Raw genomic sequence first — 15315 nt, 5'->3', positions numbered from 1 at the left:
CACGTGCTCCCGGGAGGAGACGGGGACCGCATACCGGCTTGTCAATCATCGAAAGCGTCCGCCGCGCCCGAGGCAACAGACCGGCGGGAGCCCGTCCGGCGGCCTGCGTGTTCGTCCGCAGCAGGGGCCCGGGTGAGGAAACTTTCAGACCCGGCCACGGTGAGGGTCAGCGGGCCGCCGGCCGGACGCGGATGATCCGGTCGTCGTCGGCGGCCGGGCTCCCGCGGCCGTCGCGGTTGCTCGTCGCCACCCACAGCGAGCAGTCCGGCCCGACGGCCACGGTGCGCAGCCGCCCGTACGTCCCCTGGAACTCGGCCACCGGGGTGCCCACCGCGCCGTCGCTGATCGGCACCGTCCACAGCCGCGTCCCGCGCAGCGCCGCGGCGAAGAGCGTGCCCTTGGCGTACGCGAGGCCGCTGGGCGACGCCTCGGAGGGACTCCACGTCACGAGGGGATTGGTGAAGCGCGGGTCGGAACACACGCCCTCGCAGATCGGCCAGCCGTAGTCGCGGCCGGGGAGGATGCGGTTGAGCTCGTCAAAGGTGTTCTGGCCGAACTCGGTGGCGTACAGCCGGCCGCTGTCGTCCCAGGCGAGGCCTTGGACGTTGCGGTGGCCGTAGCTGTAGACCGGCGAGCCGGCGAACGGGTTGTCCGCGGGCACCGTGCCGTCGGGCCTGAGGCGCAGGATCTTGCCGCCCAGGCTGTTCAGGTTCTGCGCGTTGGCCGAGTTCCCGGCGTCGCCCGTGCCCACGTACAGCCTGCCGTCCGGGCCGAACGCGATCCGCCCGCCGTTGTGGGTCTGGGCGCGGGGGATGCCCGTGAGGATCGGCTGCTGCGTCTGGGGCGAGCTCAGCCGGAACCGGACCACCCGGTTGTCGGAGGCGCTCGTGTAGTACGCGTAGACCCACTGGTCCAAGGCGTAGACCGGGGAGACCGCGATGCCGAGCAGGCCGCCCTCGCCCCCGGGCGACACGTTCGGGACCGTGGCCACCTTCACGGGCGCGGATCCGCGGCGCACCCGCATGATGTCCGCCGTGTCGCGCTGGGAGACGAGGGCGCTGCCGTCGGGCAGGAAGGCGATCCCCCAGGGCGCCCGCAGTCCCGTCGTGACCACCTGCGGGTGGGCGAAGTCGTATCCGTCGGTGTCCGCGCCCGCGGGCGCCGGCCGGATCGCGACGAGAGCGGTGGAAGCGGTGACCGCGCTGAGCGCGGCCGAGAGCGCCACGACGAGACGCTTGGGCATGAGAGGCTCCCGGTGCGGGACATGGGCTTACGGCTCGTGACCGTACAACTCGCGAAGCGGGGAAGCCGCCCGCCGCGCCGGTGGGGACGGACAGACGTCACGCCGGCCGTCCGAGCGGTGACCGCCAGGTGGTCAACCGGGCTGAGCTGCTCGATCCCGGTCCTGGAGATCCCGCCGTGGGGGAGCGGCCGGCGCACGCCGGGTGCCTGCCGCGGCCCGGACGCGGGTCAGGGACGCGAGCGCGAGCAGCAGCAGGAGAGCGCAGGCCCAGGCGAACCAGTCGCCGAACCGGGTGTAGGGCGTTTCGGCCGACCGGGTGGGCAGCGCGGTGAGGACGGACACGAACGGCGCGTCAGCGCTGTGCGCCTCGGCCCGGATCCGGCCGTTGGCGTCGCTCACGACCAGGTCGCCGTCCCGCGCGGCACGCGCCACCGTGAGCCCGGTCTCGACGCCGCGGGTGACCGCCATCCTGCCGTGCAGCCAGCGGTCCCGATCGAAGTCCCAGGCGGGGACGAAGACGGCCGTGGCGCCGCTCCTGCGGTAGTCGCGCACCAGACCGGGCAGATCGAGGTCGAAGCAGATCGCGATCCCCCAGCGGAGGCCCGAACCGGGCACGAAGGCCTTGCGGTTCCCGGGCCGGAACTCGCTTTCCAGCCCGGGGATGAGGTGGTGCTTGAAGTACTCGACCCGCCGGCTCCCGTCGGCGGGGAAGTCGACGGCCGCGTTGCGGAGGCCATCGGAGCGCTTGAGGATCAGCCCGGCGATGATGTCGACGTGGTGGTCGGCGGCGAGCCGCGCCAGCGGCGCCGCCAGGACGGGCAGCGTCGCGTCGTCGGCGACGAAGACCTTCTCCGGCATGACCACGACCCGCGCGCCGCGTGCGGCGAGGTCCGGGATCCGCGCCGTGTACCGCCCGAGGAGGGCACGTCCCTCCGCCGAGGCGACCGGGACCGACCCGTTCCGGTCGGCGGCGAGCAGCGCCACCTTCTCCGAACCCGAGCCGTCCCCGCCCGATCCGTTCCCGTCCGAGCCTTCCCCGTACGGCAGGCGCAGCCGCCAGGCGCCGTACCCCACGGCCAGGGTCAGGACGACCGCGGCGGTGACCGCCACCCGCAGCCGCCCGCCCGTACGCGGTGCGGAGAACGCGGCGACGGCCGCGGGAACCCCGAGGACCAGGAACGTGACCCCCCACGGTCCGGTGACCGAGACGGTCTGCAGGACCGGAAGGACGTCGGCCTGGGTGTAGGCCATGCTCCACCACGCCCCGTTCGGCGACAGCACCGAGAACGCGTACTCGACGGCGACCCAGGCCGCCGGCACGACGGCGGCGGCCGTCAGCGGACGTCCCTTCAGCACCAGCGCCCGGGACGCCAGGACGACCAGCCCGAACAGCAGCGCCGACCCGACGATCAGCGACACGACCATCGGCGGCGGGATCCGCACCGTGTCGAGGAAGTAGCCCCACATCGCCGTCTCGCCGCCGAGCCATGCCGCCGACGCCGCGAGGAACGCGGTGCGAGCGCCGACGTGGTGGGCGAGGACGAGCACCGGCAGCGGTGCGAGCCAGGTGAGCCAGGGCACCGGCGTGAGCCCGGTGCCGAGATGCAACAGCGTCGCCGACAGCGCCGCGGCGGCGAGAGCCACGGTCGGACGCCGAATCCGTGAATTCATCGTGCAGCCTCCTTTTTTCAGCCGCCCCGACCCTCCAGGACCCGGCCTGGACGCGCATCACCGGAGGGAGCGGTCCGGGTGCCGGTCGCAGGGACCGGGGCCGCTCGGAGAGCCGTGGCGGCGGGTCTCACTCGAAGGAGTGAGACGGTCGTCAGCCGAGCGGCGGAGGCGGCGGCGGGGGCCGCGCGCATAGTCTTGCCGGGTTCTCTCCGACAACCCCGGAGCCGGTCATGCGGGCGAGCATCCTGAGTCCATCAAGGGCCGACGTCGCGATCGCCGCCGTCGTCACCGTGATGACGGTGACGCCCGTCCTGGTCCCGTACCGGCAGCCGTGGTGGGCCGTGGCGCTCGCCGTCCTGATGTCGGTGCCGGTGCTGTGGCGGCGCCGCGCCGTTCTCCCCGCCGGGGCGGTCGTGGGCTGCGCCACGACCGTCCTGGCGATCGCGGTGAAGCCGCTGCCGCACTCCGGGGCTCTGGTGCTGCTGCTGCCGTACGGCGTGCTGGTGTGCACCTACACGTTCGCGGCGGCGGACCTCTCCCGGGCGCGCCGCGCCGGGGGCGTCGCGGGTCTCGCCGCCGGCGTGGCCGTGTCGCTCGTCGTCCCGCAGGAGAACCTGGAGACCTACCGTTACCTCCTCACCGCGATCGTCGCCGCGTACGCGCTTGGTGTGAGCGCACGGGCCCGGCGGGCGGGCCGGGAGGCCGAACGGGAGCGGGAAGCGCGCGTCCGCGAGGAACGCGCCGCCGCGGTCGCGCGCGAACGCACCCGGATCGCCCGCGACATGCACGACATCGTCACCCACTCGGTCGGGCTCATGGTGATCCAGGCGGAGACCGGCCCGTTGGTGGCGCGCGACCACCCGGAGAAGGCCGAGGCGGTCTTCGAGGCGATCGCGGCGGCGGGGCGGGACGCGATCGGCCAGCTCCGGCTGATCCTCGGCGCGCTGCGCGGAAGCGAGGGGCCCGGTGGCCCGGCTCCGGCCCGGGGGCCGCAGCCCGGGCTCGACGCCCTGCCCGGCCTGCTGGACAACGCCCGCCGGGCGGGCCTGGACGTCTCCGCCGACGTGCGGGGCGAGCCACGGCGCCTTCCCTCCGACGTGGACGTCGCCGCGTACCGGATCGTCCAGGAGGCGCTGACCAACACGATCCGGCACGCCGGCGCGAGCACCGTCCGCGTACGGGTCCGCTGGTCGGGTGACACCCTGGAGGTCGAGGTCGCCGACGACGGCCGGGGTGTGCGGGAGCTACGGGAAGGACACGGCATGATCGGGATGCGGGAGCGGGTCACGGCCTGCGGCGGCCGGCTCGCCGTCCGGCCGGGAAACCCGGGGCTCACCGTCGCCGCGACCCTGCCGATCGGCTGACGGCGTGCTGCGCGTGCTCGTCGCCGACGACCAGGACCTGTTCCGCGGCGGCTTCGCGATGATCCTCGGCGCCCACGACGACATCGCCGTGGTCGGCGAGGCGGCCGACGGCGCCGAGGCCGTGGCGAAGGCGGTCGAGCTGGAGCCGGACGTGGTGCTCATGGACATCCGGATGCCCGGCATGGACGGGGTCGAGGCCACCGCGCGGGTGTGCCGCAGGACCGGCGCGAAGGTGCTGGTCCTGACGATGTACGACGTCGACGAGTACGTCTACGACGCCCTGCGCGCCGGTGCCAGCGGTTTCCTGCTCAAGGACGTGCGCCGGGACGACCTCGTCCGCGCCGTCCGCTTGGTCGCCGAGGGGGAGTCGCTGCTGGCCCCCGCGATCACCCGGCGCCTGGTCGCCGAGTTCGTCGGGCGTGGACGTGCCCGGCCCCGGCTGCAGCGGCGGCTCGCCGAGCTCACCGACCGGGAGACGGACACACTGCGGCTGCTCGCACGGGGCCGGTCCAACGCCGAGATCGCCGCGGATCTGGTCGTCTCCGAGCATACGGTCAAGAGCCACGTGAGCAACCTGCTGACGAAACTGGACCTGCGCGACCGCGCCCAGGCCGTCGTCTTCGCGTACGAATCCGGACTGGTCGTCGCCGGCGAGCAGGAGATGCCCCGCAGCGACCGGCGCTGACGGAGCGGTACCGCTTCCTGACGAGGCCGTATTGATCTACATTGTAAAGGTGGCAGACTGGTCGACATGCGTGCGAGCCGGTTGCTGTCCCTGCTCCTGTTACTGCAAACCCGCAACAGGGTGACCGCCGCCGAACTCGCCGAAGAGCTCGAAGTGTCGGTCCGCACCGTCTACCGGGACGTCGAGGCGCTTTCCGCCGCCGGAGTGCCGGTGTACGCCGACCGCGGGCCGCTGGGCGGCTACCGGCTGCTCGACGGCTACCGCACCCGTCTCAACGGGCTGACCGCGGAAGAGGCGTCCTCGCTGTTCCTGGCGGGTCTGCCGGGGCCGGCCGCCGAGCTGGGACTGGGCGAGTTCGCGGCGGCGGCGGAGCTGAAGCTGCTGGCCGCGCTTCCGCCCGGACCGCGGTCGCACGCGGCGCGGATGCGGGAGCGGTTCCACCTCGACGTGCCGGGGTGGTACCGCAGCGCCGACGAGGCGCCGTTCCTCACGGAGGTCGCGGAGGCGGTCTGGGAGGAACGGGTGCTCCGCACGCGGTACCGCCGCTGGGGACCGGCCGAGGTCGAACGCCTGCTGCATCCGTACGGCCTGGTGCTGAAGGGCGGCTCGTGGTATTTGGCCGCGGCCTGTTCGGGCACGGTGCGGACCTACCGGGTGAGCCGGATCATCGAGGCCGAGGTCCTCGGCGAGCGCTTCGAACGGCCGCCGGACTTCGACCTCGCGGAGTTCTGGCGCGACTTCGCCGAGGAGTTCGCCGCCCGCATGTACACCGCCGAGGCGGTCGTACGGCTCGCACCCGGTGGGGAGGACCTGTTCCGGTACACCCTCGGCGGCGACGTCGTGGACAAGGCACTGGCGAACGGGCATGCCGAGCCCGGCGGGTGGACGCGGCTGACGGTGCCGATCGAGTCGCTCACGCACGCGCGATGGCTGCTGCTGCGCCTGGGCACCCTGGTCGAGGTGCTGGAACCGGCCGAGTTGCGCGCGTTGATGGCCGAGGCCGTCGCGGACCTGTCCCGCCTGTACGGCACGCGGCAGGAGCCCGGCACGGCAGGATGAGCGCATGTCAGAGATCACCGGCAGACGGTGGAACGGCAACATCCACTATCACCCCCGCATCCTGCGCGCGGTTTCCGGCGGGGCCCGGCGCGCCCTCGACGTGGGCTGCGGCGAGGGCATGCTCGCCCGCGAACTCCGGCGGACGGTGCCGGAGGTCGTCGGCATCGACCTCGACGCGCCCAGCATCGAGCAGGCCCGTGAGCACCCCGGCGACGTCGACTACATCCTCGGCGACTTCCTGACCCACCCCTTCGAGCCGGCCTCGTTCGACGCCGTCGTCTCCGTGGCCACCCTGCACCACATGGACGCCGCGACCGGGCTGGCCCGCATGCGCGACCTGCTGCGTCCCGGGGGCGTCCTGGCCGTCGTCGGCCTGGCCCGCAGCACCATGCCCGCCGACCTGCCGCACGACCTGGCCGGAACCGTCCTCGGCGCCTTCTTCCGCGCCACGAAGGGCCACTGGCAGCATCCGTCCCCCATGGTGTGGCCGCCGCCGGTGACGTTTGCGCAGATGCGGCGGCTGGCCGCCGAGCTGCTGCCCGGCTCCCGGTATCGCCGTCACCCGCTGTTCCGCTACAGCATCGTCTGGCGCAAACCCCAGGCCTGAGCCGGGCCCGCCCACCCGGCCGTCAGCCGTCGAGCAGCGCGTGGCCGCGAGGCGTACGGACGTAGAGCACGGCCCGGCCGACCCGGTGCTTGGTCACCAGACCGGCCGACAGCAGCAGAGTGAGCTGCTCGGAGACGCTCGCCGGCGCCAGGCCGGTGCGGCGGGCCAGGTCGGTGGTGGAGGCGGGGGGTCGAGCTCGCCGAGCAGCAACGCGCGGGAGCGGCCGATGACGGCGGCGAGCGCGCCGGGGACGGGCGCGGTGCCGCGCTCCCACAGGGTGGCGATGGCGCGCACCGGATAGGTGATGGCCGCCTGGCCGGGGGAGTTGGTGCGATAGGGCAGGTGGGGCCAGACGAAGACGGACGGGGCCAGCAGCAGGCCCTCGCCGTTCAGGGTCCGGGACAGCTCCTCCGGGCGATCCTCCAGGTGGAGGGTGCGGTCCTCCCAGCGGATAGCCGGATGCATGTCCGTGAACACGCCGGCGGGGCCGCGTTCGGCGAACTGCCGGGTGCGGTAGAGCAGGTCGCCTTCGAGCAGGTTGCGCATGCGTGCCCAGTGCGGAGCCATGGCGAGCCGCCAGAACGCCTCGACGGCGCGCACCAGCCGGTCGAGGCCCGGGGCCGGATCCTGGTACAGCTCCAGGGCGCCGCCGGTCAGCGAGCCCGGGGCTTCGTCGGCCATACGGCCGAGAATGGGCGAACTCCACCCTGGTCACCACCCCCGCACACGACTACGTGAGCGCCCTGAAGCAGGGGTCCGGCGGCGACATCGGCATCCACGGCAGCATCGCGCTGGCCCGCTCGCTGCTGAGGGCCGAGCTCGTGGACGAGCTGCGGCTGGTCGTCGCGCCGGCGGTGTCGGCCACGGCAGGCGGGTGTTCGACGGCGGTGACGTCCGGTCGTGGCACCTGGTCGAGGTCGAACGGGGCAAGAACGGCACGCTGTTCCTGGACTACAGCCGCTGAGACTCCGTTCAAGCGACGGCGCGGCGTACCGGGCGGTCGCGCCTTCAACCCACCCGTCTAGGCGCCCTTGATCTTGTGACACGATCGCGGAATGCTGCGACTCACCGATTTCATCATCGACTGCCCGGACACGATGAAGCTGGCGGCCTTCTACTCCGAGGTGACGGGTCGCCCGATCAAGGAAGGCAGCCACGAGGACTGGGCCGGCATCAAGTTCGGCGAGATCGAGCTGGCCTTCATCCGGGTGGACGACTACCGCGCTCCTCAGTGGCCCGACAGTGAGCACCCCAAGCAGTTCCACCTCGACTTCGAAGTGGACGAGATCGAGTCCGAGCAGCGCCGCGTCCTCGACCTCGGCGCGACGCTGCAGCAGGACTTCTTCGGCCCCAACGGCTACGGCTGGCGGGTTTACACCGACCCGATCGGCCACCCCTTCTGCCTGTGCCGCAACAAGGGCGTCATCTGGACCGACCAGGGCCTGATTATCTGACCAAAGCGCGACTAGGGCCTGTCTTGAAGCCATCTGCCTTGCTGCGCGACGACTTTGAGAGTGGCCCGGGCCGGCACGCCGATTCGCTTCGAGCGACCAGGGCCACCACTACGGGGCCCCCGCCGCTTCCGCGCCCGAATCAGGGCGTCACGCGAGCAGGCCGTGGCGCCGCGGCTCGGAGCCTGGCGGCTGCCGCACAGCATCACCGGCCCCGTTCAAGCTGTCCTCGCTCTGTGTCCCTACGCCCCGAACCGAGCTGCAAAGGGCCGGAGTGCCCCTACGAACACCCGGGCTGTGAGTGAAGGTGACGGCGTGCTCAGGCAGCGGTGACCACGTCTGCGTGAGCGGCCCGCAGCAGGGTGCGGGCGGCGTCCTTGGCGTGACGGGCGGGCTCTGGAGACCCGGAGATGGCCGCTGTGGTCATCGCGCCCTCGGCGAGGGGAATGAGCTGGTCGGTCAGCCGCGTGGGCGCGTCCGCGGCGGCCACGAGATCGGCGAGATAGCGCCGGAAGGCATCCTTGTGGGCCTTCGCGATGTCGGCCACGGCCTGGGACGTCGCTCCCAGTTCCCCGAAGGAGTTGATGAAGCCGCAGCCGCGGTAGTCCGGCTCGCTGAACCAGCGGTACAGCCAGTCGAAGACCGCCAGAATCCGCTGCGTAGGTGAGTCGTGGGCATCCACGTACCGAGCCAGATCATGGAGCCACCTCGCGTCCCGCCGCTTCAGGTACGCCTCGACGAGGGTGTCCTTGGAAGGGAAGATCTGGTACAGGCGCTTGAGGGGCACGCCGGAGGCGGTGCGGATCGCATCCATTCCCACCGACTGTATGCCTCGGCCGTAGAACAGTTCCTCGGCAGCGTCGAGGATCCGCTGCTCAGTCGTTTCGAGCTCCACTTCGATCATCCATTCTCGAAAACGAACGTTCTCTTACGGGACCGCGCTCCAGGTCGCAAGGCACATTCCCCGGCGTGGGCCCGACCGTCGCCGTAACGCGGCCTGCCCGGATCCACGGCGCGGGGGCGGGCGTCAGAGGCCGAGGTCGCTCAGGCCGGGGTGGTCGTCGGGGCGGCGCCCGAGGGGCCAGTGGAACTTGCGCTCCGACTCCTTGATGGGGAGGTCGTTGATGCAGGCGTAGCGCAGTCGCATCAGGCCGTTGTCGTCGAACTCCCAGTTCTCGTTGCCGTAGGAGCGGAACCAGTTGCGTGAGTCGTCGTGGCATTCGTAGGCGAAGCGCACGGCGATGCGGTTGCCGTCGAAGGCCCACAGCTCCTTGATGAGCCGGTACTCCAGCTCCCGGTTCCACTTGCGGGTGAGGAAGGAGATGATCTCGTCACGGCCAGTGGCGAACTCCGCGCGGTTCCTCCAGCGCGAGTCCACGGTGTATGCGAGGGCGACCTTCTGCGGGTCGCGGGTGTTCCAGCCGTCTTCCGCCAGGCGGACTTTCTGGATGGCGGTCTCCCGGGTGAACGGCGGGAACGGAGGGCGTGCTTCGTCAGTCATGTTGCTTCCTTGGGCCTGTGCGAGAACGAGCGTTCTCGCACGAGAACGAACGTTCTCACCGTCAAGCACGACCGTACGAGAACGATTGCTCTCGCGCAAGCCGGTCCGGCGAGCGGGCCGCCCGGCTGCTCCTCGACCAGCTCTGACCAGCTCTGCCGGTCGCTGACCGAACCGGTCCTGCAAGAACGGCACGCTGTTCCTGGACTACAGCCGCTGAGACTCCGTTCAAGCGACGGCGCGGCGTACCGGGCGGTGAACCCGGTACGCCGCGCCGCGGTCGTCTTCTTCAGGAGGCCCGGGTCACCGGGTGGTGCAGACGGTGCCGTTCAGGGTGAAGGCGGTGGGCAGGACGTTGGGGCCGCTGTAGGCGCCGACGAAGCCGATGGAGGTGGCGGCGCCGGAGGCGAGCCTGCGGTTGTCCGGGGTGCTGGTGACCGTCACCGTCCTCCCGCTCTGCGTCCAGTTGGCGCTCCATCCGCTGCTGACGCTCTGCCACGTGGTGGGCCAGGTGAAGCCGAGGGTCCAGCCGTCGAGGGCGGCGGTGCCGGTGTTGGTGATCTCGACGTTGCCGACGAACCCGCTGCCCCAGTCGGTGGTGTCCGTCAGGCGTACGGAGCAGGAGCTCTCGGCGGGAGAGCCGGTGGTGAAGGTGAGCGGCGCGGAGGCCCAGGAGACGCGCCCGGCGGTGTCGCGGGCGATCACGTTGACCGTGTAGCGGGTGCCGGGAACGAGGTTGTGGACCACGTAGGAGGTGACGGAGGTCTCGCCGAGCTGCTCGGTGACGGCGCCGTTCTGGCGGTGGATCTCGTACTTGGCGACGGGAGCGGCGCCCGGTGCGGCGGCGGGCCAGGAGATGGTGGCGGTCCTGTCGGTGACACCGCTGACGGCGGGCTGCCCGGGAGCCGCGGGAGCGCCCGTGGCCGCTGCCGCGGGGTGCAGCACCAGCGTGGTCACCGAGTACGGCGGGAGGGTCTGGGTGGTGGCGGTGCCGTCGTGGCCGGTGGTGACGGACGTCGCGCCGTTGGTGAGGCTGGACACCGTGGGCGCCTCGTCGGCGGGGGCGAACCCGGCGTACCCGATCTTCACCTGGCGCTCGCTGTCGGGGTCGCGGTTCACCAGCAGCACGGCGAGGTCGCCGTTGGGGCGGCGGACGGCGTGCGCGGCGACCAGCGGCTCGTCGGTGGCCGCGCGGACGAACTGGTCGCCGGGATGCGCGAACGCGCTGACCATGGAGATCGCGTGGTAGGGGGCGAAGGGCGTGTTGAAGGGGGGTTCGCAGACGTCGCCCGTGCAGCCGGCGCTGGACAGCATGCCGAAGTCGCCGTAGTCGGTGTGGCCGGCGACGGTGCTGACGGTGCCGATGCCGTTGTGGACGTTCCACCAGTCGATCGTGAACAGTCCCTGTTCCATGAGAGCCGCGTAGGCGTCGGCGGCGAACAGCGCGGCGGGCTGCGTGTTGTACGCGATCCCGCTGTTGATCTCGGTCATGGCGATGCCGATGTCACCGGCGCGGGCGCCCGCGTGCTTGGCGATCTGCTGCTTGACCATGTAGATCATGTCGGGGATGTGCGCGGTCTTGGTGAGGACGTCGGCGACGTCGGTGTGCGGGGGATACCAGTGCAGGATGACGAAGTCGATCTTCGAGGCGGCGATCGACAGGACGGTGTCGTTCCAGGTGGCCTGGTCACCGTCGGCGACGATGCCGTCGGGCCAGTTGGCGGGGGAGGTGAGCACCGCGCCGATCTTGACGGTGGGATCGACGGCCTTCATGGCGTCCGAGTACTTCACGACGTTCCTGGCGTACTCCGCCGGGGTCTTGTCGGTGTGGTCGTCGGCCTCCCAGTCGGCGCCGTAGTGGCCGTTGCCGTAGTTCTCGTTGCCGATCTCCCAGTACTTGACGCCATACCCCTTGGTGACGTTGGCGTACTTGACCCAGTCGGCGGCCTCCTCGGCGGTGCCGGTGCCGTAGTTGGCGATGACGATCGGCTGCGCGCCGGTGCGCTGCGCCCCGCGGATGAAGGTGTCGAAATCGGTGTTGGGCGCGACGTAGCCGCCGGGGGCGGTGTGGGTCTTCCAGTGGTAGATGTCGGCGTACGACCCGCCGGGGTAGCGCAGCATCTTCACACCGGCGGCCTTGAGGAGGTCCGCGGTCTCGTTCGTCCCGAGGTTGGAGTCCCAAATCGCGTGGTTGGTGCCCACCGCGGTGTCGGACGCGACCGCCAGGGCCGCGCGGGTGTTGACGGTGACGGTGACCGGCGTCGTCTCGGCGCCGGCGGAGGGGATTCCCGCGAGGGTCTGGGCGGCCACCGCTGCGCCCATGAGGAGCGCGAGGGCCGGCCTGGAGGTGCGCAGGGTGCTCATGACGTCCCTTTTCTGGAGGATCTTGCGGTGCGATGGTGATCAGGCCGTGTGGAACGGTCAAGGAGAGCGCCTAGTGCGCAGTCATGAGCTGCGGGGGAGTTAGGCGGGGCGTGCAACTTTCATTCGCCTGGTCTCACCGCCGGCGCGGGTGGATCGGCGGAATGTCGGTGGTGTTCGGCAGGATGGCCTCATGGCTTCCTGGCAGGAGATCGAGAAGGAGAATCCCACGCTGGCGGCGCGAGTGCTGGCGAGCATGGGAAAGGGCAGGCACAAGACCATGGCGACGCTGCGGCGGGACGGCTCGCCGCGCATCAGCGGGACCGAGGTGGAGTTCAAGAACGGGGAGGTGTGGCTGGGGTCGATGCCGGGGGCGATGAAGGCGCTCGACCTGCGCCGCGATCCGCGGGTGGCGATCCACGGCCCTTCGGTCGACCCGGACGAGGCGGATCCGGCCTCCTGGGACGGCGAGGCCAAGCTGGCCGGCCGGGCCGTCGAGGTCACCGACCCGGCCGTGCGTGAGGCGTTCGGCGGGCCGCCCGGGCAGGATTTCCACCTGTTCCGGGTCGACGTGACCGAGGTGGTCTACACGCGCGTCGACGAGTCGGGGGAGCATCTGCTGATCGAGATGTGGCACGAGGGCGCCGGTCACCGGGTGGTCCGCCGCCGCTGACCCCTCCCCTCCGCAGGGGAGGGTGGTGACCGGAAGGGGCGTCAGGACCTGAAGTGGGTGGGCATGTTCTGCCCGACCAGGCAGACGGCGGGCCGGGACCCGCAGACGAGGGCCTGCCCGGCATAACCGCCGACGTCGGTGACCACATGCTGGGTCCGGCCCATGACGAAGGTGGGGGCCTGCAGGCCGTTGAGGTTCTGGTTGGATTTGCCCGCGCCCGACCGGCCCTGCGCACCGGCCGCGCGCCCGCCGCTGATGACCTGCCCTCCGCCGCCGCCACCGCCGGGATGGGGCGCGTGGAACGCCGGGGCCGCCGTACGGGGACGGTGCGAGGCGACCCGCACCCCGGCCGACTGCATCCCGGCCGACTGCATCCCGGCCGACTGCATCCCGGCCGACTGCGCGGCGGAGACCCGCGCGGTTGTGGGCTGGGCGGCGGCGCTTCCCGCCGGTATGACAAGCACGGACACCAGCACGGACACCAGCACGGACACCAAAACGGGCGTCAGCGCGGTGAGGAGCGCGGCCGCGGGTGGGGCTATCGCCAGGGCCGCGGACGGCCGCCGGATCGCGGGGACCGTCGCTGTGCCTCTCGCGGGGGTGGTCGCGAGGACCACGGCGCCGCGCGGGCTCCGCTTGCGGTATCGGGACATCTCGGTGTGTGCCTTCCTGTTCCTGCCCCGGCGCTCGCTGTCGCTCGTTCCGGTTCCGCCGGGACGTGACCCTCCTACCCGGCGGGGATCCCCGGTAGTTGCGCCCAGGGGCCAAGGAGCGGTGCGCTGTCGTCATTCACTCGGCATCACCGGCGCCCGCTGGACCGCCGTGCGGAAGGCCCTGCCAAAAGGCCCTGCCAAAGGGACCGCCCCGATGGGCCGGATCGCATCCACGTGCAGCCGCCGGCTACCGGTTACGGCGCCAGGCGACGCTGGCGCCGGACGTGCTGACCGGCGCCTCCTAGTGGACGCTGAAACCGCCGTCGACGCAGATGGCCTGGCCGGTTACGTACGACGCGGCGTCGGAGGCGAGGAAGACGGCCACGCCGTGGAAGTCGCCGGGAACGCCGTTGCGGCCGGTCATGCTCCGGGCGGCCATCGCCTCCACCCGCCCGGGGACGGCCTGGGCGGGCGCGGTCAGCGGAGTCAGCACGAATCCCGGCACGATCGTGTTGGCGGTGACTCCGCGGCCGGACCACGCCTCGGCCTGGGAGCGGGTCAGCCCGCACACGGCGGCCTTGGCCGCGCCGTAGACGCCGCTGTCGCCGAAGGCGCTGATCGACTGCTGGGAGCCGATGTTGATGATCCGTCCCCAGCCTCGGGCGGCCATCCGGGGGCCGAAGTGCTGCCCGAGCAGGAACGGCGCGGTGAGGTTGACGGCGATGGTCTGGTCGTAGTCGCCGGCGGTGAGGTCGGCCATGGGCCTGCGGATGTTGTTGGCGGCGTCGTTGACGAGGATGTCGACGTCACCGAAGAATCCGTCCGCCTGCTCGCACACGCGGGCGATGGCGGCGCGGTCGCCGAGGTCGGCGCTGATCGTCGCCGCGCGCACCCCGTGGCCGTCGAGCCGGGCGGCGGCTTCGGCGAGTTCCTTCTCGCGGCGGGCGACCAGGACCACGGCCGCCCCCGCCCGCCCGAGGGCCTCCGCCATCGCGTATCCGATGCCGGAGCTGCCTCCGGTGACCAGGGCCACCCGGCCGGTCAGTGAGAAGAGCTCTTCGATGTAGATCGGCACATCGGGCGACGCTAGCAGCGGCCCATCCCGGTCCGGCGTCCGCCCTTGCCTGCTCCGCACCCCGTCCTGGTCACCCCGCACGCCGCGCCCCGGTCACGTACGCGCCGCACAGAGGGGGCGCGAGGCCTGCGCGCCGCGCGGGCGTCAGCCGGGGTCGGGGAGCCGCCCGGTGGCCGCCGACTCCTCCGTGGCTTCCGTGGCCTCGGCGGCGTGGGCGGCGACACCCGAGGACACGTCGGAGGAGATGTCGTCGATGACGCCGTTCACGGCGTCGGTGACGGTCTCCTCGGCGTGCAGGTCGCGCATCGCGTCCTCGATCTTGCGCATGACCGTCTCCATGGTGCGCAGGGTCTCGGTGTCGAGCCGCCGCAGGAGGCGGACGTAGCCGCCCGTCCCGGCTTCGATGATCTCGCTGGTGAGCCGCCGCCCCGCCTCGGTGAGCTCGACCAGGCGTACGCGGCGGTCGTGGGGGTCCTCGTGCCGGGTGACCAGGCCCTGCGCGACGACCCGGTCGACGATGCCGGTGACGGTCGCCAGGCCGACGCCGAGGTGGCGGGCGAGCTCCTGGCCGGAGGTGGGCCCGGCGAACGTCAGGAACATGACGACCTTGAACTGCTGCATGGTCAAGGTGGACGCCATCAGCGGCATCGAGCGGTCGCGCGCGAAGAAGCGGCCCAGGCTACGCTGGAGATCCGCGAGCCTGGTGATGATCGATCCGCGCTCGGCCTCTTCCGAGGTGTCCGGCTCCGGGGTGGCCTGCACCGCGCCGGCGGCGGGGGCATCCGCGCGGCCGGCCCGGGGGCGGGGGCCGCTCGTCCGGGGCGTCTCCGGGGCCGCGTCCCTGCTCACTTCCCGGCTCGCGTACGGGCCCTCTTCGGGTCCCGTTCCGGTGCGGGGGCGTCGCTCGGCTGCGCTGTCGTTCACGTTCCACCTCTCGTCACGAGAGGTTACCAGCGTTTAATACACCGGCTAAAT

Annotated in this window: 15 protein-coding genes and 1 pseudogene; 7 read left to right on the top strand and 9 right to left on the bottom strand. The window is 71.9% G+C overall.

Annotated features, from left to right (window positions below):
- Positions 1–166: 166 nt before the first annotated feature.
- The gene (locus HHX37_RS24665) at positions 167–1243 is read right to left on the bottom strand and encodes a PQQ-dependent sugar dehydrogenase (RefSeq protein ID WP_182886936.1); all 1077 of its coding nucleotides are present in this window, start codon (positions 1241–1243) and stop codon (positions 167–169) included.
- Positions 1244–1375: 132 nt separating this feature from the next.
- Positions 1376–2914, bottom strand: coding sequence for a nitrilase-related carbon-nitrogen hydrolase (locus HHX37_RS24660; RefSeq protein WP_182886935.1), 1539 nt, complete (start codon positions 2912–2914; stop codon positions 1376–1378).
- A gap of 230 nt (positions 2915–3144) precedes the next feature.
- Here HHX37_RS24660 and HHX37_RS24655 point away from each other — a divergent pair, with 230 nt between their 5' ends.
- The 4 genes from HHX37_RS24655 to HHX37_RS24640 all read left to right on the top strand — a co-directional run bounded on the left by HHX37_RS24655 (position 3145) and on the right by HHX37_RS24640 (position 6629).
- On the top strand, positions 3145–4278 hold the full coding sequence (locus HHX37_RS24655; protein ID WP_182886934.1) for a sensor histidine kinase: 1134 nt from the start codon (positions 3145–3147) through the stop codon (positions 4276–4278).
- Positions 4279–4282: 4 nt separating this feature from the next.
- Complete coding sequence (locus tag HHX37_RS24650) at positions 4283–4963, top strand: response regulator (RefSeq protein WP_182886933.1); 681 nt, start codon at positions 4283–4285, stop codon at positions 4961–4963.
- Between the two features lie 66 nt (positions 4964–5029).
- A complete protein-coding gene (locus HHX37_RS24645; RefSeq protein WP_182876774.1) occupies positions 5030–6022 on the top strand; it encodes a helix-turn-helix transcriptional regulator in 993 nt (330 codons plus the stop codon).
- Between the two features lie 4 nt (positions 6023–6026).
- Positions 6027–6629 carry a class I SAM-dependent methyltransferase gene (locus HHX37_RS24640; RefSeq protein ID WP_182880915.1) on the top strand — a complete coding sequence of 201 codons (603 nt, stop codon included), beginning with the start codon at positions 6027–6029 and terminating at the stop codon, positions 6627–6629.
- A 93-nt stretch (positions 6630–6722) separates the two neighbouring features.
- Here the strand turns inward: HHX37_RS24640 and HHX37_RS35860 are convergent, their stop codons facing one another.
- On the bottom strand, positions 6723–7310 hold the full coding sequence (locus HHX37_RS35860; RefSeq protein WP_259406723.1) for a DUF5937 family protein: 588 nt from the start codon (positions 7308–7310) through the stop codon (positions 6723–6725).
- A 53-nt stretch (positions 7311–7363) separates the two neighbouring features.
- Here HHX37_RS35860 and HHX37_RS37905 point away from each other — a divergent pair.
- Positions 7364–7426 (top strand): annotated as a pseudogene (locus HHX37_RS37905) (hypothetical protein); the annotation flags it as partial.
- A 258-nt stretch (positions 7427–7684) separates the two neighbouring features.
- The gene (locus HHX37_RS24625) at positions 7685–8083 is read left to right on the top strand and encodes a VOC family protein (RefSeq protein WP_182886930.1); all 399 of its coding nucleotides are present in this window, start codon (positions 7685–7687) and stop codon (positions 8081–8083) included.
- A gap of 316 nt (positions 8084–8399) precedes the next feature.
- Here HHX37_RS24625 and HHX37_RS24620 read toward each other — a convergent pair whose 3' ends face one another.
- From HHX37_RS24620 to HHX37_RS24610, 3 genes are all read right to left on the bottom strand, one after another.
- Complete coding sequence (locus HHX37_RS24620) at positions 8400–8984, bottom strand: TetR/AcrR family transcriptional regulator (protein WP_182886929.1); 585 nt, start codon at positions 8982–8984, stop codon at positions 8400–8402.
- Between the two features lie 123 nt (positions 8985–9107).
- Positions 9108–9581, bottom strand: coding sequence for a DUF1348 family protein (locus HHX37_RS24615; protein ID WP_111697587.1), 474 nt, complete (start codon positions 9579–9581; stop codon positions 9108–9110).
- A 300-nt stretch (positions 9582–9881) separates the two neighbouring features.
- The gene (locus tag HHX37_RS24610) at positions 9882–11942 is read right to left on the bottom strand and encodes a cellulose binding domain-containing protein (protein WP_182886928.1); all 2061 of its coding nucleotides are present in this window, start codon (positions 11940–11942) and stop codon (positions 9882–9884) included.
- Positions 11943–12132: 190 nt separating this feature from the next.
- Here HHX37_RS24610 and HHX37_RS24605 point away from each other — a divergent pair, with 190 nt between their 5' ends.
- Entirely contained in the window at positions 12133–12612 is a 480-nt protein-coding gene (locus HHX37_RS24605) for a pyridoxamine 5'-phosphate oxidase family protein (protein ID WP_182880920.1), read from the top strand.
- A 41-nt stretch (positions 12613–12653) separates the two neighbouring features.
- On the opposite strand, the gene HHX37_RS24600 is transcribed toward HHX37_RS24605, so the two are convergent.
- From HHX37_RS24600 to HHX37_RS37900, 3 genes are all read right to left on the bottom strand, one after another.
- A complete protein-coding gene (locus HHX37_RS24600; RefSeq protein WP_182886927.1) occupies positions 12654–13265 on the bottom strand; it encodes a hypothetical protein in 612 nt (203 codons plus the stop codon).
- Positions 13266–13566: 301 nt separating this feature from the next.
- Positions 13567–14340 (bottom strand): SDR family NAD(P)-dependent oxidoreductase, encoded by a 774-nt coding sequence (locus HHX37_RS24595; protein ID WP_182886926.1) that lies wholly within the window; start codon positions 14338–14340, stop codon positions 13567–13569.
- 144 nt (positions 14341–14484) lie between these two features.
- On the bottom strand, positions 14485–15264 hold the full coding sequence (locus tag HHX37_RS37900) for a MarR family transcriptional regulator (RefSeq protein WP_310740506.1): 780 nt from the start codon (positions 15262–15264) through the stop codon (positions 14485–14487).
- Positions 15265–15315: the final 51 nt, after the last annotated feature.

Origin of the sequence: Microbispora sp. H10885, from assembly GCF_014161415.1 — a bacterium.
Classification (GTDB): Bacteria; Actinomycetota; Actinomycetes; order Streptosporangiales; family Streptosporangiaceae; genus Microbispora; species Microbispora triticiradicis.
The sequence above is the reverse complement of the archived record's forward strand: the minus strand, read 5'-3'. Positions and strand labels throughout refer to the sequence as shown.

What these genes read in the sequence shown, in the direction of transcription:
- HHX37_RS24665 (WP_182886936.1), bottom strand. Translation starts at nt 1,243, where the DNA reads ATGCCCAAGCGTCTCGTCGTGGCGCTCTCGGCCGCGCTCAGCGCGGTC.
- HHX37_RS24660 (WP_182886935.1), bottom strand. Translation starts at nt 2,914, where the DNA reads ATGAATTCACGGATTCGGCGTCCGACCGTGGCTCTCGCCGCCGCGGCG.
- HHX37_RS24655 (WP_182886934.1), top strand. Translation starts at nt 3,145, where the DNA reads ATGCGGGCGAGCATCCTGAGTCCATCAAGGGCCGACGTCGCGATCGCC.
- HHX37_RS24645 (WP_182876774.1), top strand. Translation starts at nt 5,030, where the DNA reads ATGCGTGCGAGCCGGTTGCTGTCCCTGCTCCTGTTACTGCAAACCCGC.
- HHX37_RS24640 (WP_182880915.1), top strand. Translation starts at nt 6,027, where the DNA reads ATGTCAGAGATCACCGGCAGACGGTGGAACGGCAACATCCACTATCAC.
- HHX37_RS35860 (WP_259406723.1), bottom strand. Translation starts at nt 7,310, where the DNA reads ATGGCCGACGAAGCCCCGGGCTCGCTGACCGGCGGCGCCCTGGAGCTG.
- HHX37_RS24625 (WP_182886930.1), top strand. Translation starts at nt 7,685, where the DNA reads ATGCTGCGACTCACCGATTTCATCATCGACTGCCCGGACACGATGAAG.
- HHX37_RS24620 (WP_182886929.1), bottom strand. Translation starts at nt 8,984, where the DNA reads ATGATCGAAGTGGAGCTCGAAACGACTGAGCAGCGGATCCTCGACGCT.
- HHX37_RS24615 (WP_111697587.1), bottom strand. Translation starts at nt 9,581, where the DNA reads ATGACTGACGAAGCACGCCCTCCGTTCCCGCCGTTCACCCGGGAGACC.
- HHX37_RS24610 (WP_182886928.1), bottom strand. Translation starts at nt 11,942, where the DNA reads ATGAGCACCCTGCGCACCTCCAGGCCGGCCCTCGCGCTCCTCATGGGC.
- HHX37_RS24605 (WP_182880920.1), top strand. Translation starts at nt 12,133, where the DNA reads ATGGCTTCCTGGCAGGAGATCGAGAAGGAGAATCCCACGCTGGCGGCG.
- HHX37_RS24600 (WP_182886927.1), bottom strand. Translation starts at nt 13,265, where the DNA reads ATGTCCCGATACCGCAAGCGGAGCCCGCGCGGCGCCGTGGTCCTCGCG.